Annotated in this window: 21 protein-coding genes, 1 tRNA gene and 1 pseudogene; 14 read left to right on the top strand and 9 right to left on the bottom strand. The window is 66.7% G+C overall.

From position 1 onward, the window contains the following. Nucleotides 1–190 precede the first annotated feature (190 nt). Entirely contained in the window at nucleotides 191–949 is a 759-nt protein-coding gene (locus QXH22_RS04940) for an SDR family oxidoreductase (protein WP_306241603.1), read from the top strand. A gap of 171 nt (nucleotides 950–1,120) precedes the next feature. Here the strand turns inward: QXH22_RS04940 and QXH22_RS04945 are convergent. Beyond that, nucleotides 1,121–1,193 (bottom strand) — tRNA-Ala (locus tag QXH22_RS04945). A gap of 144 nt (nucleotides 1,194–1,337) precedes the next feature. Continuing rightward, entirely contained in the window at nucleotides 1,338–2,966 is a 1,629-nt protein-coding gene (gene pgm / locus QXH22_RS04950) for a phosphoglucomutase (alpha-D-glucose-1,6-bisphosphate-dependent) (protein WP_306275037.1), read from the bottom strand. An 80-nt stretch (nucleotides 2,967–3,046) separates the two neighbouring features. On the opposite strand from pgm, the gene crcB (QXH22_RS04955) reads away from it, so the two are divergent. The 3 genes from crcB (QXH22_RS04955) to QXH22_RS04965 are packed head-to-tail and all read left to right on the top strand — an operon-like array spanning nucleotide 3,047 to nucleotide 4,901. Continuing rightward, complete coding sequence (crcB, locus tag QXH22_RS04955) at nucleotides 3,047–3,442, top strand: fluoride efflux transporter CrcB (protein WP_306241690.1); 396 nt, start codon at nucleotides 3,047–3,049, stop codon at nucleotides 3,440–3,442. After that, on the top strand, nucleotides 3,439–3,807 hold the full coding sequence (gene crcB, locus QXH22_RS04960) for a fluoride efflux transporter CrcB (RefSeq protein WP_306241691.1): 369 nt from the start codon (nucleotides 3,439–3,441) through the stop codon (nucleotides 3,805–3,807). The genes crcB (QXH22_RS04955) and crcB (QXH22_RS04960) overlap by 4 nt, the downstream gene beginning before the upstream one ends. Continuing rightward, nucleotides 3,804–4,901 (top strand): DUF190 domain-containing protein, encoded by a 1,098-nt coding sequence (locus QXH22_RS04965; RefSeq protein WP_306275038.1) that lies wholly within the window; start codon nucleotides 3,804–3,806, stop codon nucleotides 4,899–4,901. The genes crcB (QXH22_RS04960) and QXH22_RS04965 overlap by 4 nt, the downstream gene beginning before the upstream one ends. A 24-nt stretch (nucleotides 4,902–4,925) precedes the next feature. Here the strand turns inward: QXH22_RS04965 and QXH22_RS04970 are convergent, their stop codons facing one another. The 3 genes from QXH22_RS04970 to QXH22_RS04980 are packed head-to-tail and all read right to left on the bottom strand — an operon-like array spanning nucleotide 4,926 to nucleotide 7,088. Then, nucleotides 4,926–5,795, bottom strand: a complete 870-nt coding sequence (locus QXH22_RS04970) for an LLM class F420-dependent oxidoreductase (protein ID WP_306241693.1) — start codon at nucleotides 5,793–5,795, stop codon at nucleotides 4,926–4,928. A 21-nt stretch (nucleotides 5,796–5,816) separates the two neighbouring features. Then, a complete protein-coding gene (locus tag QXH22_RS04975) occupies nucleotides 5,817–6,164 on the bottom strand; it encodes a DUF488 domain-containing protein (protein WP_306275039.1) in 348 nt (115 codons plus the stop codon). Nucleotides 6,165–6,170: 6 nt separating this feature from the next. Beyond that, nucleotides 6,171–7,088 carry a CoA ester lyase gene (locus tag QXH22_RS04980; protein WP_306275970.1) on the bottom strand — a complete coding sequence of 306 codons (918 nt, stop codon included), beginning with the start codon at nucleotides 7,086–7,088 and terminating at the stop codon, nucleotides 6,171–6,173. 213 nt (nucleotides 7,089–7,301) lie between these two features. On the opposite strand from QXH22_RS04980, the gene QXH22_RS04985 reads away from it, so the two are divergent. From QXH22_RS04985 to QXH22_RS04995, 3 genes are all read left to right on the top strand, one after another. Continuing rightward, entirely contained in the window at nucleotides 7,302–7,760 is a 459-nt protein-coding gene (locus QXH22_RS04985; protein WP_306275040.1) for an SRPBCC family protein, read from the top strand. Then, nucleotides 7,753–9,555, top strand: coding sequence for a sulfatase-like hydrolase/transferase (locus QXH22_RS04990; RefSeq protein ID WP_306275041.1), 1,803 nt, complete (start codon nucleotides 7,753–7,755; stop codon nucleotides 9,553–9,555). Before QXH22_RS04985 ends, QXH22_RS04990 begins: the two co-directional genes overlap by 8 nt. Nucleotides 9,556–9,664: 109 nt before the next feature. Next, nucleotides 9,665–11,134, top strand: coding sequence for an NAD(P)/FAD-dependent oxidoreductase (locus tag QXH22_RS04995; RefSeq protein ID WP_306275042.1), 1,470 nt, complete (start codon nucleotides 9,665–9,667; stop codon nucleotides 11,132–11,134). Here QXH22_RS04995 and QXH22_RS05000 read toward each other — a convergent pair whose 3' ends face one another. Continuing rightward, nucleotides 11,135–11,563, bottom strand: a complete 429-nt coding sequence (locus QXH22_RS05000) for a DUF5994 family protein (RefSeq protein ID WP_306275971.1) — start codon at nucleotides 11,561–11,563, stop codon at nucleotides 11,135–11,137. 239 nt (nucleotides 11,564–11,802) lie between these two features. On the opposite strand from QXH22_RS05000, the gene QXH22_RS05005 reads away from it, so the two are divergent. Together QXH22_RS05005 and QXH22_RS05010 are read left to right on the top strand one after the other, a co-directional pair. Then, nucleotides 11,803–12,036, top strand: coding sequence for a hypothetical protein (locus tag QXH22_RS05005; protein ID WP_306241698.1), 234 nt, complete (start codon nucleotides 11,803–11,805; stop codon nucleotides 12,034–12,036). 16 nt (nucleotides 12,037–12,052) lie between these two features. Further along, nucleotides 12,053–12,547: a nitroreductase family deazaflavin-dependent oxidoreductase gene (locus tag QXH22_RS05010; protein WP_306241699.1), complete on the top strand. Its 495-nt coding sequence runs from the start codon at nucleotides 12,053–12,055 to the stop codon at nucleotides 12,545–12,547. On the opposite strand, the gene QXH22_RS05015 is transcribed toward QXH22_RS05010, so the two are convergent. Next, nucleotides 12,528–13,085 (bottom strand): TetR family transcriptional regulator, encoded by a 558-nt coding sequence (locus QXH22_RS05015; protein WP_306241700.1) that lies wholly within the window; start codon nucleotides 13,083–13,085, stop codon nucleotides 12,528–12,530. The genes QXH22_RS05010 and QXH22_RS05015 overlap by 20 nt on opposite strands. Nucleotides 13,086–13,190: 105 nt before the next feature. Between QXH22_RS05015 and QXH22_RS05020 the strand changes: the two genes are divergently transcribed. Both QXH22_RS05020 and QXH22_RS05025 read left to right on the top strand, forming a co-directional pair. Further along, nucleotides 13,191–14,024 (top strand): mycofactocin-coupled SDR family oxidoreductase, encoded by an 834-nt coding sequence (locus QXH22_RS05020; protein ID WP_306275043.1) that lies wholly within the window; start codon nucleotides 13,191–13,193, stop codon nucleotides 14,022–14,024. Nucleotides 14,025–14,038: 14 nt separating this feature from the next. Beyond that, entirely contained in the window at nucleotides 14,039–15,241 is a 1,203-nt protein-coding gene (locus QXH22_RS05025) for a cytochrome P450 (protein ID WP_306241702.1), read from the top strand. A 4-nt stretch (nucleotides 15,242–15,245) separates the two neighbouring features. Here QXH22_RS05025 and QXH22_RS05030 read toward each other — a convergent pair. Further along, nucleotides 15,246–15,458, bottom strand: a pseudogene (locus tag QXH22_RS05030) (LLM class F420-dependent oxidoreductase); the annotation flags it as partial. A 166-nt stretch (nucleotides 15,459–15,624) separates the two neighbouring features. Between QXH22_RS05030 and QXH22_RS05035 the strand changes: the two are divergent. After that, nucleotides 15,625–16,044 carry a PPOX class F420-dependent oxidoreductase gene (locus QXH22_RS05035; RefSeq protein WP_306241703.1) on the top strand — a complete coding sequence of 140 codons (420 nt, stop codon included), beginning with the start codon at nucleotides 15,625–15,627 and terminating at the stop codon, nucleotides 16,042–16,044. 9 nt (nucleotides 16,045–16,053) lie between these two features. Here QXH22_RS05035 and QXH22_RS05040 read toward each other — a convergent pair whose 3' ends face one another. After that, nucleotides 16,054–16,452: a DUF4267 domain-containing protein gene (locus QXH22_RS05040; protein ID WP_306241704.1), complete on the bottom strand. Its 399-nt coding sequence runs from the start codon at nucleotides 16,450–16,452 to the stop codon at nucleotides 16,054–16,056. A gap of 46 nt (nucleotides 16,453–16,498) precedes the next feature. Here QXH22_RS05040 and QXH22_RS05045 point away from each other — a divergent pair, with 46 nt between their 5' ends. Together QXH22_RS05045 and QXH22_RS05050 are read left to right on the top strand one after the other, a co-directional pair. Beyond that, nucleotides 16,499–17,386, top strand: coding sequence for an SPFH domain-containing protein (locus QXH22_RS05045; protein WP_306241705.1), 888 nt, complete (start codon nucleotides 16,499–16,501; stop codon nucleotides 17,384–17,386). 36 nt (nucleotides 17,387–17,422) lie between these two features. Beyond that, nucleotides 17,423–19,162: a patatin-like phospholipase family protein gene (locus tag QXH22_RS05050; protein ID WP_306275044.1), complete on the top strand. Its 1,740-nt coding sequence runs from the start codon at nucleotides 17,423–17,425 to the stop codon at nucleotides 19,160–19,162. Nucleotides 19,163–19,167: the final 5 nt, after the last annotated feature.

Here is a 19,167-nt window from a genome sequence, read left to right on the forward strand (position 1 = left end):
CATCAGCAGTCGGTCATGCGCTTTGGCCGGGTGCGCGGAGCGCTGTCGGTGCTAGATGTCATGCTGCCTTGGGGGGAGAACAGCGCATGGCGGTGAACGGAACTGGCGGCAACGGCTCGATTAGGAAAAGCCAACGACCGACTCCTCCAAGACATTCGACCGCCTGCACTAGAAGGAGGATCAAGCGGCAATGAGTGAACCAGCGAAGAAGATCACTGTCGTCGGCGCCACCGGTCTGATCGGGCGCCAACTCGTCCCCCTGCTCAGCAACGCCGGCCACGACGTCACCGAAGTGTCCCGCTCCTCCGGCGTCGACCTGCTCACCGGCGACGGCCTTGACAATGCCCTCGTCGGCGCCGACGTCGTCATCGACGTGATCAACTCCCCCACTCCCGAAGACTCCTCCGAAGCGTTCTTCATGCAGACTTCGGCCAACTTGTCCGCCGCCGCCGCCAAGGCCGGGGTCGGACATTACGTCGTCCTGTCGATCGTCGGCGCGGACGTAATGGCGCCTCACGCCGGATACCTGCGCGGCAAGGTTGCACAGGAAAGCGCGGCCGCGACCTCGGGACTTCCCTGGACGGTCGTGCGGGCCACACAGTTCCACGAACTAGCCGAATCCATCACCGAATCGCTCACCGTCGGCGACGAGGTGCGCGCACCGGTGGCTCTGATACAGACCATTGACTCCGCCGAGGTCACGGCGATCCTGGCACGCATCGCGACGGGCCAATCGCGAAACGCCATCCACAACATCGGCGGCCCGCAGAAAATTTCATTCGCCGACATGGCCCGCGCGGTCCTGCTCCATCAGAGCCGAACGCTCGATGTAGTCGACGACCCGTCGGCGACGTACTCCGGGCTGCACGTAGACGACACGACGCTCGTCACCGACGATGACGCCGAACTGGGCACCATGCGGCTGGCCGACTGGCTGGCGCGCCGCTGACCTGCTCGGACGATCTGCGCGTCCGGCTTATCAACGTGCCATGTGGGGAAGCCGGCTCTGCGCATTGGGGAGCGTCAGCGTGGGGCCTTCAGGTGTTCCACAAACGCTCGAATAGCGAAAGTCGTCAAGACTGCCGTTAGCTGCGCAACAGACGGTCCCTGTGCAAATGAGTGGAGCTAAGGGGACTCGAACCCCTGACCCCCACACTGCCAGTGTGGTGCGCTACCAGCTGCGCCATAGCCCCTCGTGCTCATCGAAGCTACACCACCGGCCACACGCGTTCAAAACCGCTGGTGAGCATGGCGCGATATCACCGGTGATATCGCGTTCGCCGATGAGCCTCCACTTCCCCGGAGGTACTGGTGTGACGCATGTGACGCCACGCCGCCTAGCCAATCACGGAATTGACCAGCTCCCGCGCCACCGCCTGCACCTGCGCCAGGTGCTCCGGCCCCAGGAACGACTCGGCATAGATCTTGTAGACGTCCTCAGTCCCCGACGGCCGGGCGGCGAACCAGGCGTTCGCTGTGGTCACCTTGAGCCCGCCCAACGGCGCACCATTGCCCGGCGCGGCCGTCAGCTTCGCCACGATCGGCTCCCCCGCCAGCTCCGTGGCGGTCACCTCCGAGGCCGACAACCGCCCGAGCCGGGCCTTCTGCTCACGGTCGGCGGGCGCGTCCACCCGCGCATACACCGGCGCGCCGTACTTGGCGGTCAGCTGGGCATACCGCTGCGACGGCGTCAGACCGGTCACCGCGAGGATCTCCGAGGCCAGCAGCGCCAGGATGATCCCGTCCTTGTCGGTGGTCCACACTGAGCCGTCACGGCGCAGGAACGAGGCCCCCGCCGACTCCTCACCGCCGAACCCGATGGTCCCGCCGATCAGCCCGTCGACGAACCACTTGAATCCGACCGGCACCTCCACCAGCTCGCGGCCGATGCCCGCCACCACGCGGTCGATGATCGACGAACTGACCGCCGTCTTGCCCACGCCCACCCCGGCCGGCCACGACGGCCGGTGGGTATAGAGGTAGTCGATCGCCACGGCCAGATAGTGGTTCGGGTTCAGCAGCCCACCGTCGGGTGTGACGATGCCGTGCCGGTCAGAGTCCGCGTCATTGCCGGTGGCGATCTGGTATCGGTCCCGGTTGGCAATCAGAGACGCCATTGCGTCCGGCGAGCTGCAGTCCATCCGGATCTTGCCGTCGTGGTCCAGCGTCATGAACCGCCACGTCGCGTCCACCAACGGATTGACCACCGTCAGATCCAGACGATGCCTCGAGGCGATCTCGGCCCAGTAGTCCACGCTGGCGCCGCCGAGCGGATCCGCGCCGATGCGCACCCCCGCCCCACGAATCGCGTCGATGTCGACCACATTGACCAGATCATCGACGTAGGCACTCAGATAGTCGTGCCGCTGCACCGCCGCCAACGCACGAGACAGCGGCACCCGCCGCACCAATGACAAGTCTCGCAGAATCTCGTTGGCGCGCTTGGCAATCAGACCTGTCGCGGCACTGTCGGCGGGTCCGCCGTTGGGCGGGTTGTACTTGAATCCGCCATCGGCCGGCGGGTTGTGTGAGGGAGTCACGACGATCCCGTCGGCCAGGCCCTCGGTCCGGCCCCGGTTGTAGGTCAGGATGGCATGGCTGATGGCCGGCGTCGGGGTATAGCGGTCCCGGGAATCAATCACCGCCACAACATCATTGGCGGCCAGTACCTCCAGCGCCGAGACCCAGGCCGGCTCGGAGAGACCATGGGTGTCGCGGCCGATGAACAACGGGCCGGTGGTCCCCTGCGCCGCGCGGTACTCGACGATCGCCTGAGTGGTGGCCAGGATGTGCGCCTCGTTGAACGCACCATTCAATGCCGAACCCCGGTGACCCGAGGTCCCGAACACCACCTGTTGAGCGACGTCGTCGGGATCGGGGGTAATCGTGTAGTACGCCGTCACCAGGTGAGGCAGATCGACGAGGTCTTCGGGCTGGGCCGGCTGACCGGCTCGCGGGTTGGCCATGGTCAACAATTCTGCCCGTAACCCGCGACACGCTTTAGGCTGCGTAGGCGCACAGTTGGCAGACCGGAAGGAAACAGCCCGTGGCACGGCCTGACTATCGCGAGTTGGCGGCCATCTTCGCCGGCGGTGCGCTCGGCTCGCTGGCCCGGGCCGCCCTGGCCACCCTGGCCGTCCCCGATCCGGCGCGCTGGCCGTGGCCGACGTTCGTCGTCAACATCGTCGGCGCGTTCCTGGTGGGGTACTTCACCACAAGACTGCTGGAACGGCTGCCCTTGTCGAGCTATCGGCGCCCGCTGCTCGGAACCGGATTATGTGGCGGCTTAACCACTTTCTCCACCATGCAGGTCGAAACCATCAGGATGATCGAGCACGGTCACTGGGCGCTGGCTGCCACCTACACCGTCGTCAGCATCGCAATGGGACTGGTGGCCGTATACCTGGCCACCGCCCTGGTACGCCGGGTGCGCATCCGATGACGACGGTCCTGGTCTGGCTGGGCGTCATGCTCATCGGCGGTATCGGCTCGGTGACACGGTTTCTGGTGGATCGCACGGTGGCCCGTCGCGTGAGCCGCCCGTTCCCCTACGGCACCCTGACCGTCAACATCACCGGTGCCGCCCTGCTCGGGTTCCTCAGCAGCCTGGCCCTGCCCAAGGACGTGTCCCTGCTGATCGGAACCGCGTTCGTCGGCGCCTACACCACGTTCTCCACCTGGATGCTGGAAACCCAGCGCCTCAGCGAGGAACGTCAGATGCTGGCGGCGTTCGCCAACATCGCCGTCAGTGTGCTGCTCGGACTGGGCGCGGTGCTGCTGGGACAATCGATCGCGGGGTTGATATGAGCGAGAAGTGCCTCAAGCTGACCGCGTACTTCGGCGAGCGCCAGCGTGCCGTCGGCAAACCACGGCGCTTCCTGGCCGACGAAATGCTGGACCTGTTCGGCGCTCGCGGCCTGGCAACCAGCGTGATGATGCGTGGGGTCGCGAGTTTCGGACCCACCGGCGGCCTCCACAGTGACGTGTCGTTGAGCCTGTCCGAGGATCCACCGGTGACCATCGTCGCCGTCGACGTCGAATCCAAGATCCGGGGCCTGGTGGACGACGTCACCGCCATGACGGGCCACGGGCTGGTCACCCTGGAACGCGCCCGCCTCATCACCCGCGACAGCGGAACCGACGCACTCAGTGAAATCGACAGCCGCACCGGAGACGCCGCCAAGCTCACCATCTACGTGGGCCGACAGGTACGCGTCGCCGGCAAGCCGGCCCACCTGGCCGTCTGCGACCTGCTCTACAGTCACGGATTCGCCGGCGCCACAGTCCTTCTCGGCGTCGACGGCACCGCATACGGCCAGCGGCAGCGGGCCAGGTTCTTCGGCCGCAACGTCAATGTGCCGCAGATGATCATCGGCATCGGGCTGCCCCCGCAAGTCTCGGCCGCGGCCGCCGAACTTGCCACCGTGTTGCCGAACCCATTGCTGACGATCGAGCGGGTGCGGCTGTGCAAACGCGACGGCGAATTGTTCGCCCGCCCACAGGAGCTACCGCCTACCGACAGCCAGGGACGCACGTTGTGGCAGAAGCTGATGGTGCACACCGCCGACGGCGACAGCGACGAGGGCCAGCCCATCCACCGGGCGATCGTGCAGCAGCTGATGCGCTCCCGGACGGCCCGGGGCGCCACGGTGCTACGCGGCACCTGGGGTTTCCACGGAAACCATAAACCGCACGGAGACAAGCTTTTTCAGATCACCCGCAAGGTGCCACTGATGACGATTGTGGTCGACACCCCCGATGCGATCGCCCGCAGCTTCACCGTCATCGACGATGTGACGGCCCGCCACGGACTGGTCACCAGCGAGATGGTGCCGGCGGCCATGTCGCTGGACGGCACGCCGCGCAACCCCGAGACACCGCTGGCCGAATACGACTACTGAGCCTCACGCAGGGTCCCGGTCTGTTCATAGCGCGGATTTCCATTCGGCCGCCAAATCCGAAATCCAGTCGGGCACGGCGTCGGCGCTGCCCGGTGGTGACTCGACCAGTACCAGCTCGTCGACACCCAGCTCGGCCAGGGCGCCGACATCGTCAACCCGGGGTGCCGCCAGGGCGACCGCAAGCCGCAAGCCGGCCGGGTCGCGTCCGAATTCGCCGACCAGCCTCTTGAGCCGCCCGATGCGGTCGCGCACCTCGTCGAGGCTGTCGAGGTTGAACCCGTACCAACCGTCGCCCCAGGCAGCGACACGACGCAGCGCGGCCTCGCTGTTACCCCCGACCACGACGGGGATACCCTGCTTCGCAACGGGTTTGGGGTTCACCCTGATCGAGTCGAAGGCGGCGAACTGCCCGTCGAACGACGCGATGTCCTCGCGCCACAGGGTGCGCATGGCGGCGACGTACTCGGCGGTGCGCGCCGCGCGCCGCTCGAACGGAACCCCGAGTGCTTCGAACTCCTCCCGCGACCATCCGACGCCGATACCGAGCGTCAGCCGCCCGCCGCTGAGCCTGTCCAGGCTGGCCGCCTGCTTGGCCACGATCACCGGGTTGTGCTCGGGGAGCAACAACACGCCGGTCGCCAGCCGGATCCGGCTGGACGCGGCCGCGGCAAAGCTCAGGGCGATCAAAGGGTCCAGCCAGTCAGCTTCTGCGGGAACTGCGATCACACCGCTGTCGGAGTACGGGTAGCGGGACGTGGCATCGTCCACCATCACGACGTGCTCGCCCGCCCAGAGGGTGGCAAACCCGTGGCGTTCCGCCGCGGCGGCGACGGCGTCGATCACCCTGCGGTCAGCGCCGGACCCGATTCCCAGCGCATGCAATCCGAGTTGCATGCGCTGATCGTCTCACGGGAGTCAGCGGGTCTCGAGGAGCTTGGCCAGGACGGCGGCATCACTGCCCTGCAGGTCCCGGCTCGCGGTCACCAGGGTGACCGTGCCCCGCCGGGCCAGTTCGCGCAGATCTGCCAGCGCCGCGTTGCCGGCCAGCTCGGCCTCGTAGCGGGCCGCGAACTCGTCGAACCGTTCCGGCTGGTGGTTGTACCACCGCCGCAGTTCGCTGGACGGCGCAACGTCCTTGCGCCAGATGCCCACCCGCGGGTCGTCCTTGCGGATGCCGCGCGGCCAGAGCCGATCGACGAGGACACGCTGTCCGTCCCGCGGTGTGACGTCAGCGTAGACCCGGTCGATGCGAACTGCGGGCACGGCCGATCAGTAGTGATAGGTGTCCGAGGGCGCCGGCGAGTGCACCTGTTCGTCCTCGAACTCCGATGCCACGATGCCGTAGGACCTGGCCAGATCGAGGATCTTGGTGGCGCGGGCGATGCGGGGCAGGTCCGATCCATTGCGGATCTCTCCCCCGTCACGCTCAAACTCGGCGAAAAACTCCTTGGCCCAACCGATTTCATCCTGAGACGGGGACAGACCCTCATTCACCACGGCACACTGGTCCGGTGACAGGCAAATCTTTCCGGTCATGCCGAACTCGACGGAGACCGCGGTCGCCTCGATCAGCTTCAGCGGTTGGGAGCCGATGGTGGGGCCGTCGATCGCACTGGGCAGCCCCGCCGCCTTGGCCGCGATGGTGAACCGGGAGCGCGCGTAGGCCAGGGTGGCCGGTTCTTCGCCGAAGCCGGTGTCACGCCGGAAGTCGCCAATGCCGAAGGCGAGCCGGAAGGTGCCCTTGGCCGCCGCGATCTCGGTGATGCGCTCGAGCCCACGGGCGGTTTCCACCAGCGCCACGATCGGCACATTCGGCAGGCGCTTGGCGGTCTCGGTGACGTGATCCACCGATTCGACCATCGCCAGCATCACCCCGCCCACCGGCGTATCGGCGAGTTTCGCGAGGTCGTCCGCCCACCAGGGAGTGCCGAAACCATTCACCCGGACCCAGTCGTTGCGGTCGTCGCCCAGCCACCGGACCACATTGTCGCGGGCACTGACCTTGTCCTTGGGCGCCACCGCGTCCTCGATGTCGAACACCACGATGTCGGCGCGGGAGTGCGACGCCGCCTGGAACCGGTCGGCATGCGTGCCGTTGACCAACAGCCAGCTCCGGGCCAGGACCGGATCGATGCGTGAGCCGACGTCGGCGGGATCCGTCGCGTCGTAATTGGCTTGGTCATACATTGCGTGCTCTGCCGCCTTTTTCTGCCGGTCGGTGTCGTGATCGCCCATTACCGTAGCGACAGTGCGGCCGTCCTGGGAAAACCAGACCTCCCCCGGGGCACCTTCACGCAGGAGAAAACGCAGCTAGCGGGCACTCGGTGCGGCTCGCCGGGTCCCACCGCCCGAATGACGCTCGATTCCGAATCCCCGACAACCGTGACGCCATGGTGTTGGATGGCGGGCGTGGGAGATATCAGCCGCAGTCGGACCATCGCGGCGCAGCCGCAGGCTATCTGGGATGTCCTCGCCGACTTCGGCGCGCTGAGTTCCTGGGCGGACGGCATCGACCACTCCTGCATCCTCAATCACGGTCCCGACGGAGGGCCGCTGGGCACCACCCGCCGGGTACAGGTGGGCCCCAACACCCTGGTTGAGCGCATCACCGAGTTCGACCCGCCCGCGACGCTCGCCTACGACATCGAAGGCCTGCCGGCGCGGCTACGCAGGGTGGCCAACCGCTGGACGCTGCGACCGGTGGGCGCCCAGACCGCGGTCGCCCTGATCAGCACCGTCGAGGTGGGCACGAACCGCCCGGCCCGCATGGCTGAATGGGTGGCGCTGCGGGTGCTGGCCAAGCAGTCCGATGCGCTGCTTGCCGGATTGGCACAACGAATGGAGAACGCGCATGTCTGACCGCCCCGACATCGTCATCGTGATGACCGACGAGGAACGGGCGGCCCCGCCGTACGAGACCGACGAATTGTCGGCCTGGCGCCGGCAGACTTTCACCGGTCGTCGCTGGTTCGACGAGCACGGCGTGAACTTCACGCGGCACTACACCGGCTCGCTGGCCTGCGTGCCGAGCCGTCCGACGATCTTCACCGGCCACTATCCCGACCTGCACGGCGTCACGCAGACCGACGGCATCGGCAAGCGCTTCGACGACTCGCGACTGCGCTGGCTGCGCCCGGGCGAGGTGCCGACGCTGGGCAACTGGTTCCGCGCCGCGGGCTATGACACCCACTACGACGGCAAGTGGCACATCTCGCACGCCGACCTCGAGGACCCGGCGACCGGCGGATCACTGGCCACCAACGACGACGACGGCGTCGTCGACCAGGCCGCGGTACAGCGCTACCTCGACGCCGACCGACTGGATGCGTACGGCTTCTCCGGCTGGGTGGGCCCCGAACCGCACGGTGCCGGCAACGCCAACAGCGGCTACCGCCGCGACCCGCTGATCGCCGACCGGGTGGTCGCCTGGCTCGAAGACCGATATGCCCGGCGCCGTGCCGGCGACGCGGATGCGCTGCGGCCTTTCCTGCTGGTGGCCAGCTTCGTCAACCCGCACGACATCGTGCTGTTCCCGGCCTGGGTGCGGCGCAGCCCGATCCAGCCCTCTCCGCTGGACCCACCGCAGGTGCCACCGCCGCCCACCGCGGATGAGGATCTGTCCACCAAGCCGGCCGCGCAGATCGCCTTCCGCGAGGCCTATTACTCCGGGTACGGTCCGTCGCCGGCGATCAGCCGCACCTACAAGCGCAACTTGCAGCGCTATCGCGACCTGTACTACCGCCTGCACGCCGAGGTGGACGCGCCGATCGACCGGGTGCGCCGTGCGGTCACCGAGGGCGGCTCGGAGAACGCGGTGCTGGTGCGTACCTCCGACCACGGTGACCTGCTCGGAGCGCACGGCGGCCTGCACCAGAAGTGGTTCAACCTGTACGACGAGGCCACCCGGGTGCCGTTCGTGATCGCCCGCATCGGCGCGGATGCGACTGCGGCGCGCACCGTTGCGGCACCGACGTCCCACGTCGACCTGGTGCCGACGCTGCTCGGCGCGGCCGGCGTCGACATCGACGCCGTGGCGGCCCAACTTGCCGAGTCATTCTCCGAGGTGCACCCGTTGCCCGGCCGGGACCTGATGCCGGTGGTGGACGGTGCTCCCGCCGACGAGGACCGCGCCGTCTACCTGATGACCCGCGACAATGTGCTCGAAGGCGACACCGGCGCGTCGGCGCTGTCCCGGCAACTGGGCCGTGACGTGAACCCTCCTGCGCCACTTCGGATTAAGCTTCCCGCGCACGTGGCCTCCAACTTCGAGGGCCTGGTCGTGCGGGTGGCGGTTGAGGACGGCGGCTCGGGGCATCTGTGGAAACTGGTGCGCACCTTCGACGATCCGGCCACCTGGACCGAGCCCGGCGTGCGTCACCTGGCCGCCAACGGGATCGGCGGCGAGGCCTACCGCACCGACCCGATCGACGACCAGTGGGAGCTCTACGACCTGACCGTCGATCCCGTTGAGGCACAGAACCGTTGGACCGACCCCGAGCTGCACGACCTGCGGCAGCACCTGCGGATGCAACTCAAGCAGGCCCGGGCCTCGGCGGTGCCGGAGCGCAATCAACCGTGGCCGTACGTCAACCGACAGCCTCCGACCGGCGAGTCCGAGGGCCTGGTGCGCCGGGTGCTGGGGCGCTTCCGCTAGGGCTGGCATCGAAATTGCGGTAGTGGTCGCGTCTTCGCCATAGTGACGACCGTGGCGGCAATCTCGGCGCGGGCGGCCATCCGAGGGCACTTCGTGCGAAGGTGGCACGGTGCCTGACAGCGTGGCAGTGATCGGAGCCGGGCCCGGCGGGCTCGTCGCGGCGCGCTGGCTGCTGGCGCACGGGTTTGAGGTGGCGCTCTTCGAACAGGCGCCGACGCTTGGTGGGCAATGGGCAGGCCTTGAAGGCAGCAGCGGCGTGTGGCCCGCGATGCATACCAACAGCAGCCGGGTCCTCACGGCTTTCAGTGACCTCCCACCCGAAGTAGCCACGGCCTATCCCTCGAACCGCGACATCCTGGCCTACCTGTGCCGCTACGCCGACATGTTCGGCATTACCCCGCGCATCCGCCTGGGCACCCGTGTCGATCTGCTCCGGCGCACCGGCAACGCATGGCTGCTCAGCCACTCCGGCACCCGTGAAAAGTTCGAGCGCGTCGTGCTGGCACCAGGCCGGTTCCATACCCCCGCGATCCCGAAAGTTCCAGGGCTGCAACAGTTTTCCGGCCAGCTCGGCGCGACGTCCACGTATCACTACCGTGGGCCGGCACCGTACCGGGGCCGGCGCGTGCTGGTGGCCGGCGGTGCGATCAGTGCCCTCGATGTTGCCACCGATCTCGCCCGGGGCGGCGCACACGTGACGGTCACGCAGCGGCGCCAACGCTACGTGCTGCCGAAGTTCGTGGGCGACGTGCCGTCGGACCACCGGATGTTCACCCGCTACCACGCCCTGGCCGGCGAATCGCTCCCGGCAACAGAATTCGACTGCCAGCTCAAGCAGTTCGTGGTCGGAGCGGGCGGAAACCCTGCGGACTTCGGGGCTCCGGCACCGCATCCGTCGCTGGCCACCGCTGGTGTCACCCTGAACGACGGATTCCTGCCGCTGGTCGCCGAGGGCCGAATCACGGTGCGGCCGTGGATGAAATCCGTCCATGGCTCGCGGGTGACGTTCTCCGACGGACACGATGGGCAGTTCGACGCACTCGTGTTCGGCACCGGATACCAGCTGAGCCTGCCGCTCCTCGACGCGCGCACCCGGGCACTGCTGAACGTCGGTGCAACGCATTTCGATTCCGACCGCCATACCTTCCACCCCGATCTGCCTGGGTTGGCTTTCGTCGGGCTGTGGGATCAGTCAGGTGGTTACTTTGTGCCGTTGGAGCTTCAGGCCCGCTGGATTGCGTACACCTGGAGCGGTGCGATCTCTGCTCCGGCCGAATCCGACCAGCGGAGGTCTATTGAAGCGAGTCGCGGCAGCCAGAAGGCACGCATGGACCGTGTTGCGCTGACGTTCGCCCGCGCGGCCGGCGTGGAGCCGCAGCCGGATCACTGGCCGCAACTGCGCCGCGCGCTGCTGTTCGGCCCGCTGGCACCGAGCTGCTTCCGGCTCGAGGGCCCCGATGCACGCGCCGACGCGGCACGGCACTTCACTCGCGATGCCGCCGAGTTCGGTGCGATCACGTCCAATGAGCTAACCGAGCTGGAACGCAGCCGCTGGTCGCGACTGGCACCGGCCGGGTAGTCAGGTTGTGGCGCGTTGCTGGCGCGCCGCATAGAGGATCGAGCCCGCGGTCTGAAACGGCACCGTGTCGCGATGAGCGCTGGCGACGGGCAGGTCGGCAGCCCGGCGCAACATCATCAACGCGAGCGTGCCATTGGTGGAGTAGGGCACGATCAGGACGTTGGCCAGCGCGTCGGCACCCGTCACCGTCATCACATGCTGCTGCTTGTGCTGCCAGCCCTGCCAGTTCAAATCGGGCGGTCGTTGCAGTGGCGGCCAGTTGACCGCGATGTTGGTGATCTCGCCGAGCCGGGCACGCAGCGCCAGAATGAGATCCGGCAACTCGACGCCGATCCGGTCGGTCCGGGGCCACCAGGCTCCGTCGATGTCATTGCCGAGCTCAGTCGCCAGGGTGAGGCGTATCGGGGTGGACTGGCGTCGCACCCCCAGCGAATGGTTGACGAGATTCACCGGGGCTTTTCCTTCATGCTCGGCATCGTCCGCCCCGCGGCTGCGGGACGCCGGAGGAATCGCATTGCCCTGAGGAACGGCCCGTAGCTGGCTACTGGTCACCATCGCTGACAACGAAAAGGCTCGGCCATGACGGTACGCCACCTGCAGCACCGCAGAACCTTCGGCCGTAATGCTGATTGGTAACGGTTGCCCGCGACATAGGGGAGGATGGTCACATGGCCACAGACAATTGGTGCGATGCACCCGAGATTCATCCGTCGGAGATCCGGGTAGGTGACACCATTGGCACGGCGGCTCCCGACCATCGCCCGTACGAAGTCAGGATGATCAGCACGCCGCAAGCCGGCTCTACGCGCTGGACCTTCTTCGGTCGCGACAAGAACGGCCAACAGCACTCGGACACCTTCCGGGACGGTCAACTGGTCCGCCGGTACGCCAAGGCGTCCTGAGAGAGGTTAAAAGCGGATGCCGAAGTTCTCGCTGCCCGAGGAGAAGCCCGACGGGCTGGCCTCCCCCGCCACAACGAAGATCATCAAGTACGCGTCGAAGGCGCACGTCGCGATCTTCAAGCTGACCAATGGCCGCATCGGCAACAAGTGGCGCATCGGCGCCGGATTCGACAAGCCGGTGCCGACATTGCTGCTCGAACATCGTGGCCGCAAATCGGGAAAGTCGTTCACCACTCCCCTGCTCTACCTGCGCGACGGGGCCAATTACGTCATCGTCGCCTCACAGGGCGGCCATCCCAAGAATCCGCAATGGTACTTCAACCTCGTCGCCGCCCCCGATACCCGGATTCACGTGAAAGGCCAACGCAATCTTGAGGTTTCGGCACGGGTCGCCTCCACCGACGAGCGCGCCGCGTTGTGGCCCCGGCTCGTCGAACTCTATGCGGATTTCGAGAAGTACCAGCGATGGACCGAGCGCGAGATTCCGGTGATCATCCTCTCGCCGCGCTAGCGGTCAGCCGGAACAGGGCGCGGTCCAGCGTCGGCAAGATGTCGGTGATCGGGATCTCGCCGGCAGCGAACCGTGCGACCAAGCCGTAGGCGAGGTTGGACACGATCGGCGGCAGCTCCTCGACCAGGTCGGGTTCGGCGCCGGTAAGCACGGCCATCGCCGCGGGTATCACGGCGTCCAGGCCGTGGCTGACCAACTCCTGACCTCCGGGAGCCGACCGCGCCCGGAAGTACGCACGCAACATGTCCGGGTGACGCTCCCAGGGCTCGAAAATGGTCCGGAACACCCGCATCAGACCGTCGTAGACCGATTCGCCGGGCTCCGGTGTCTGTGAGGCCAGACCGGCATACCGGTTCTCGTCCATCCATCGCTGCAAGGCGGCCAGGATCAACGTGTCCCTGGTGGGAAAACGCTTGTAGATGGTGGTCAACGAGGTGCGCGCCCGCTTGGCGACTTCACGCAGTTGGACGGCGTCATAGCCCTCGGTCTCGAGGATCTCGACGACCACATCCAGGATCGGATCGGACTCGTCGGTCATGACCTCGGCGCTAACCACATCCACCCTTACTTCGAGTCTTGCCTCAACCCAGTAACGTGGTTACTGTACCGGGAGTAACCATGTTACTCAATCAGGAGGATGCCGATGCCCGGCCGAGTAGCAGGCAAGGTCGCATTCGTCACCGGCGCGGCGCGGGGCCAGGGTCGCAGCCACGCGGTGCGGTTGGCCCAGGAAGGCGCCGACATCATCGCCGTCGATGTCTGCCGACCGTTCGACAACTCCCCGGCACCCGCCTCGACGCCGGAAGATCTCGCCGAAACGGCCGATCTGGTCAAGGGTTTCGACCGCCGCGTGGTCACCGCCGAGGTCGACGTCCGTGACTACGACGCGCTCAAGGCCGCCGTCGACAGCGGCGTCGAACAACTCGGCCGCCTCGACATCGTCGTCGCCAACGCCGGAATCGGCACTGGCGGTGTCCGGTTGGACCGGATGGATGAGGAACTCTGGCAGGAGATGATCGACGTCAACTTGACCGGAGTGTGGAAATCGGTGAAAGCCGCTGTGCCCCATCTGCTTTCCGGCGGCGGCGGTTCGATCGTGCTGACCAGCTCGGTGGCCGGCCTGAAGTCTTACGCGCACACCGGCCATTACGTGGCGGCCAAGCACGGCGTGGTCGGGCTGATGCGGTCGTTCGCGGTGGAGCTCGGTCCGCGCAACATCCGGGTCAATTCGGTGCATCCCACCCATGTGAACACACCATTGCTGATCAACGAGACCACGTTCCGGCTGTTCCGGCCCGATCTGGAAAATCCGGGACCCGATGACCTGGCGCCGATCTGCCAGAGCTTCCACACCCTGCCGATCCCGTGGGTCAACGCCGAGGACATCAGCAACGCGGTGCTGTTCCTGGCCTCCGACGAGGCCCGCTACATCACCGGCGTCACCCTGCCGGTGGACGCGGGAAGTTGCCTGAAGTAGCGAAAGGACCTGTCGTGACCATCACTTCGGAGACCGACGTCTACTACGACCCCTATGACGTCAATATCACCGCCAACCCGTACCCCACCTTCGCCCGGCTGCGCAACGAGGCCCCGCTGTATTACAACGAGCGGTACAACTTCTGGGCGATCTCCCGCCACGCCGACGTCGAGAAGGCGCTGTCGGACTGGGAAACGTTCTCCAACAGTCGAAGTGACATCTTGGAGCTGATCCAGTCCAAGTTCCCCATGCCTCCGGGCGTGATGATGTTCGAGGACCCGCCGACGCACACCATGTTGCGTGGGGTGATGTCGCGGGTGTTCACGCCGCGCCGGATGGCGGCGATCGAGGACCAGATCCGGGCCTACTGCGTCCGGTGCCTGGATCCCCTCGTCGGCTCGGACGGTTTCGACATCATCGCCGAACTCGCGTCGATGATGCCGATGCGTGTCATCGGCATGTTGCTGGGCATCCCGGAGGACGACCAGATCGGGGTGCGCGACGCGAACGACGCCAACCTGCGGACCAAACCCGGCACCCCGATGAAGGTGGCCGACCCGGACTCGATTGCCGACGGGCGTATCTACGCCGACTACGTGGACTGGCGCGCCAAGAATCCCTCGGACGACCTGATGACCGCACTACTCAACGTCGAGTTCGAGGACGAAACAGGCGTGACGAGAAAGCTAACCCGCAAGGAGGTACTGCACTACACGCAGGTGGTTGCCGGCGCCGGTAACGAGACGACGGGCCGGTTGATCGGTTGGCTGGCCAAGGTGCTCGCCGAGCACCCCGACCAGCGCCGGGAAGTCGAGCGGGACCGGTCCCTGCTGACGCGCGCCGTGGACGAGACGCTGCGCTTCGAGCCGACCGGCCCGCACGTCGCGCGCTACACCATCCGCGACTTCGAGGCATACGGCACCACCGTGCCGGCGGGCAGCGCTATGCTACTGCTCTTCGGATCAGCGAATCGGGATCCGTTGCGCTACAAGGATCCTGACACATTCAACGTGCACCGGGACAACATCTCCCACCTCACTTTCGGCAAGGGGGTCCACTACTGCCTGGGCGCGAATCTGGCACGCCTGGAGGGCAGGGTGGCGCTCGACGAACTGCTGAACCGCTGGCCTGAATGGGACGTCGACTACGACAGCCTCAAGCTGGCCCCGACCTCGACGGTGCGCGGATGGGAAAGGCTGCGCATCGTCTTTCCCTGATGCCTCACGTCAACCGCGCGAGCTCGGCCAACTCGTCCAGCTGGCGCAGCGACTGGTCGCGTGGCGCGGTGTCCAACCCGAGTAGGACACGCTCCACTCCCAGCGGCGCGTAACCCTCCAGGGTCTGCGCGGTGGCTTCACCCCACTGGCACACCGTCACCGGGACATCGGGACCGGCGACCGCACGCAACTCCTCCAGCGGACCCGCCAGCGATTCGAAGCCCCGCTCTTCGAGCGCCGGGCCCAGCTCGGTCGGGCGGATGCTCTCGTCGGTGATGAATGTCAGAATTCCGTAGCGCATTTTCGTCCCTCTCCTCGGGTTCACTCTGGCAAGAAGACCCGGCTATGGGAATTAATTCCTGACCTGGGCGGTAGAACAACGCATGAAGCTCAACGACGCGGCACGCCAACTGATCGGCAACGGCGCCGACGCCACGCTGGTCACCCTCAATCCTGACGGCAGTCCCCAGGTGAGCCTGGTGTGGGTCGCGCTGCAGTCCACACCGGACGGCGACGAACTCGTCACCGCGCACCTGGCCGAACACAAGAAGGTGCGCAACGTCCGCAACGATCCGCGCGTTGCCGTCACGATCGTCTCGACCGGCGACCCGCACGGGGACATGCGGCCGTACCTCGCGATCAACGGGACGGCGCGCATCGTCGAAGGTGGTGCGCCGGAATTGTTGAAAGAGCTCGCGCAGACGTTGTCGGACCCGCAGGTGTTCCCGCCGGCCGGTGCGCCGCCGGGATTCCTCACCCGCATCCGCATCGACAAGGTAGGCGGCATCGGCCCCTGGAGTTAGGCGTTGGAGTTAGGCGTCGACGGCCACCTGGGGAACCCGCTTCGCCGGGCGTGCCGCGCCCCAAAGCCCAACGCCCACACCGACAATCGCGCCGCCGAGGCCGATGACCTGTTGGGAGCGCGTCAAGTCGTGATGCACGCTCATCCCGCCAAGTAGGTCGGCCGCGTCCGCTCCACCCGACGCCAAGAACCACCCGCGGGTGTTTCTGCCACGCAGCGCAGCCGTGGCAAGCAGCCCGCCGATCAATGCGTCTCGGTATCCCATAGAGCGCAACAGCAGTCGTGCTTGCGCGTCCGGCTGGTGCGGGGTGCCCCATAGCCGGTTGGCACGGTCGGGGTCGACGAGGAAGGAGATCCCTGAAGCGAGTCGGATACTGCCCGCGATGAGAGCGGCACGATCGATGGCCATGGCGGCAGCTTAGAGTCTTCCCACACCACAGGAGAAGGAGTCTGGGATGACGTGGCAGATCGTGATGTTCGTCGTGAGCCTCATCGTGGCCGGCGTTGCGGCCCTGGGTTTGCTGCTCAGTCGCGACGACAAAGCCCGCAGCCGTCGCAGGACGGCGGTCTTCGGAGCTCTGGGCGGCGCGGTCCTGTTCTTCCTGTTGGGCTGTTTCACGATCGTCGGCACCCGGCAGATCGCGATCGTCACCACCTTCGGGCGCCCCACCGGGGTGAGTCTGAACAACGGATTCCACGGCAAGTGGCCGTGGCAGATGACGCATCAGATGGACGGTGCGGTGCAGATCGACAAGTACGTCAAGGACGGCAATCACGACGAGCGCATCATGGTCAGACTGGGCAACCAGTCCACCGCCTGGGCCGACGTGAGCATCCGCTGGCAGCTCAAACAACACGCCGCCCCCGAGCTCTTCCAGCAGTACAAGACCTTCGACAACGTGCGCGTCAACCTGATCGAGCGGAACCTGTCCGTCGCGCTCAACGAGGTGTTCGCCGCGTTCAATCCGCTGGACCCGCAGAACCTCGACGTCTCTCCGCTGCCCAATCTCGCCAAGCGCGCCGCTGACCTGATGCGCCAGGACGTAGGCGGACAGGTCGACATCTTCGACATCAACGTGCCCACCATCCAGTACGACCAGGGCACCGAGGACAAGATCAACCAGCTCAATCAGCAGCGCGCCCAGACCTCGATCGCAGTGGAGTCCCAGCGCACCGCGGAAGCCCAGGCCAAGGCCAACGAAATCCTGTCCCGCTCCATCAGCAACGACCCCAACGTGGTTGTGCAGAACTGCATCACCGCGGCGATCAACAAGGGCATCAGCCCGCTGGGTTGCTGGCCGGGTACCACGGCAATGCCCACGGTGCCCGTCCCCGGACGGTAATCGCACCCGGAGCCACCCATGAGAGGGTGGTTCCTCATGGAGATCCCGTTCGCCGACGTGCTGCGCGCCCGTTTCGGACCTGGCAGGGGACGCCACGTGCCCGAGTTTGATCTCACGCCGGCTGCCGAGGACCTCGAAGACCTCGAAGACCTCGAAGACCTCGAGACCAAAGCGACCGATGCCGCGTTGGACACCGTCGACCTGCCATCGGCGGACCCGGCCCTGCTGCTGCAGAAAATGGAAAACCGGCTGGTGCGCAATCACCTGGCCAATCCCGATGTGCTCAGCGACGAGCAGCTGCGCAGACTGCGCTACATCCTGAATTTCGCCCGGCTCGCCGACTTCGAACCCGGCGCCGCCGGCCCGGGCGGCAGCCGGGGCCGCGGTGACATCTCGGTGGGCGCGGAGATCGGGCCGTGGCGCTCGAGGGTCGTCGATGCGTTGTTCGTACCGTTGCGCGAGGAACCCGATCCGGTCAAGGCGTTGACGGCGGCACGTGAACTGCTGGGGGGCCTGGCCCAGGATCAGGACGACCAGCGCCAGGTGCTCATCGACCGGCACCGCAATGACTTCTCGGCCGCCGAACTGGACGCCGAAGTGGGCTTCAAGAAGCTCGTCACCGTGCTCGGCGGCGGCGGTGGCGCGGGCTTCGTCTACATCGGCGGCGTGGCGCGATTGTTGGAGGCCGGCCAGGTACCCGACTACATGATCGGCTCGTCGTTCGGATCCATCATGGGCAGTTTGGTGGCCCGCGAGCTGCCGGTGCCGATCGAGGAGTACGTGGCGTGGGCGAAGACGGTGTCCTATCGCGCCATCCTCGGGCCGGAACGGGTCCGGCGCCGCCACGGCATGGCCGGTCTGTTCACGTTGCGTTTCGACCGGTTCGCGCACACCCTGCTCAGCACCGAAGACGGCGAGCGCCTGCGCATGTCGGACCTCGCGATTCCGTTCGACGTGGTGGTTGCCGGGGTGCGCCGGCAGCCGTATGCGGCGCTGCCCTCCAGGTTCCGCCGGCCCGAGCTGGCGGCGCTGCAATTGCGCTCAATTCCTTTCCGGCCCATCGGGATCGGGCCGTTGGTGGCGGCGCGCATGTGGCAGGTGTCGGCGTTCATCGACCTGCGGGTGGTCAAGCCGATCGTGATCTCAGGTGACGATCCGGCACTCGACTTCGACGTCCTGGACGCGGCATCGTTCTCCTCGGCCATCCCCGGCGTGCTGCATCACGAAACAAGTGACGCCCGGATGCTGCCACTGCTGGAAGACTTGTTCGCCGAGCGGGAGATCGCGGCCCTGGTCGACGGCGGGGCGGCCAGCAACGTGCCGGTCGAACTGGCGTGGAAACGGGTCCGCGACGGCAAGCTCGGCACCCGCAACGCCTGCTATCTCGCCTTCGATTGTTTTCACCCGCAATGGGATTCGCGACACCTCTGGCTGGCCCCGATCCTGCAGGCGATCCAGGTGCAGATGCTGCGCAATCTGCCCTACGCCGACCACCTGGTCCGCTTCGAGCCGACCCTGTCGCCGATCAACCTGGCCCCGTCGGCCACCGCGATCGACCGCGCCTACCGGTGGGGAAGCGCCAGCGTCGAGCGGGCGATCCCGGTGACATCGGCGCTGTTGGCGCCGACCTGGTGGGTGGGCGATGCACCGCCGGTTCCCGCCGCACAGCCGCAGGAGCACGCGAAGTCTGTCGCGTCGTCGATGGGCTCGGTGATGGCGGCGATTCAGGCGCCGAGCGGCCGCCTGACCCGCTGGCGAAACCGCCACCTGACCTGACACGC

This window comes from Mycobacterium sp. TY814, from assembly GCF_030755175.1.
Classification (GTDB): domain Bacteria; phylum Actinomycetota; class Actinomycetes; order Mycobacteriales; family Mycobacteriaceae; genus Mycobacterium.

Bases quoted from the DNA above. Each gene is read 5' to 3' on its own strand.
- QXH22_RS05005 (WP_306241698.1), top strand. From the start codon at position 11,803: ATGGCCACAGACAATTGGTGCGATGCACCCGAGATTCATCCGTCGGAG.
- QXH22_RS05045 (WP_306241705.1), top strand. From the start codon at position 16,499: ATGACGTGGCAGATCGTGATGTTCGTCGTGAGCCTCATCGTGGCCGGC.
- QXH22_RS05010 (WP_306241699.1), top strand. From the start codon at position 12,053: ATGCCGAAGTTCTCGCTGCCCGAGGAGAAGCCCGACGGGCTGGCCTCC.
- QXH22_RS04980 (WP_306275970.1), bottom strand. From the start codon at position 7,088: ATGTATGACCAAGCCAATTACGACGCGACGGATCCCGCCGACGTCGGC.
- QXH22_RS05050 (WP_306275044.1), top strand. From the start codon at position 17,423: ATGGAGATCCCGTTCGCCGACGTGCTGCGCGCCCGTTTCGGACCTGGC.
- QXH22_RS04940 (WP_306241603.1), top strand. From the start codon at position 191: ATGAGTGAACCAGCGAAGAAGATCACTGTCGTCGGCGCCACCGGTCTG.
- QXH22_RS04965 (WP_306275038.1), top strand. From the start codon at position 3,804: ATGAGCGAGAAGTGCCTCAAGCTGACCGCGTACTTCGGCGAGCGCCAG.
- QXH22_RS04990 (WP_306275041.1), top strand. From the start codon at position 7,753: ATGTCTGACCGCCCCGACATCGTCATCGTGATGACCGACGAGGAACGG.
- QXH22_RS05015 (WP_306241700.1), bottom strand. From the start codon at position 13,085: ATGACCGACGAGTCCGATCCGATCCTGGATGTGGTCGTCGAGATCCTC.
- pgm (WP_306275037.1), bottom strand. From the start codon at position 2,966: ATGGCCAACCCGCGAGCCGGTCAGCCGGCCCAGCCCGAAGACCTCGTC.
- QXH22_RS05040 (WP_306241704.1), bottom strand. From the start codon at position 16,452: ATGGCCATCGATCGTGCCGCTCTCATCGCGGGCAGTATCCGACTCGCT.
- crcB (WP_306241691.1), top strand. From the start codon at position 3,439: ATGACGACGGTCCTGGTCTGGCTGGGCGTCATGCTCATCGGCGGTATC.
- QXH22_RS04985 (WP_306275040.1), top strand. From the start codon at position 7,302: ATGGCGGGCGTGGGAGATATCAGCCGCAGTCGGACCATCGCGGCGCAG.
- QXH22_RS05035 (WP_306241703.1), top strand. From the start codon at position 15,625: ATGAAGCTCAACGACGCGGCACGCCAACTGATCGGCAACGGCGCCGAC.
- QXH22_RS04970 (WP_306241693.1), bottom strand. From the start codon at position 5,795: ATGCAACTCGGATTGCATGCGCTGGGAATCGGGTCCGGCGCTGACCGC.
- QXH22_RS05020 (WP_306275043.1), top strand. From the start codon at position 13,191: ATGCCCGGCCGAGTAGCAGGCAAGGTCGCATTCGTCACCGGCGCGGCG.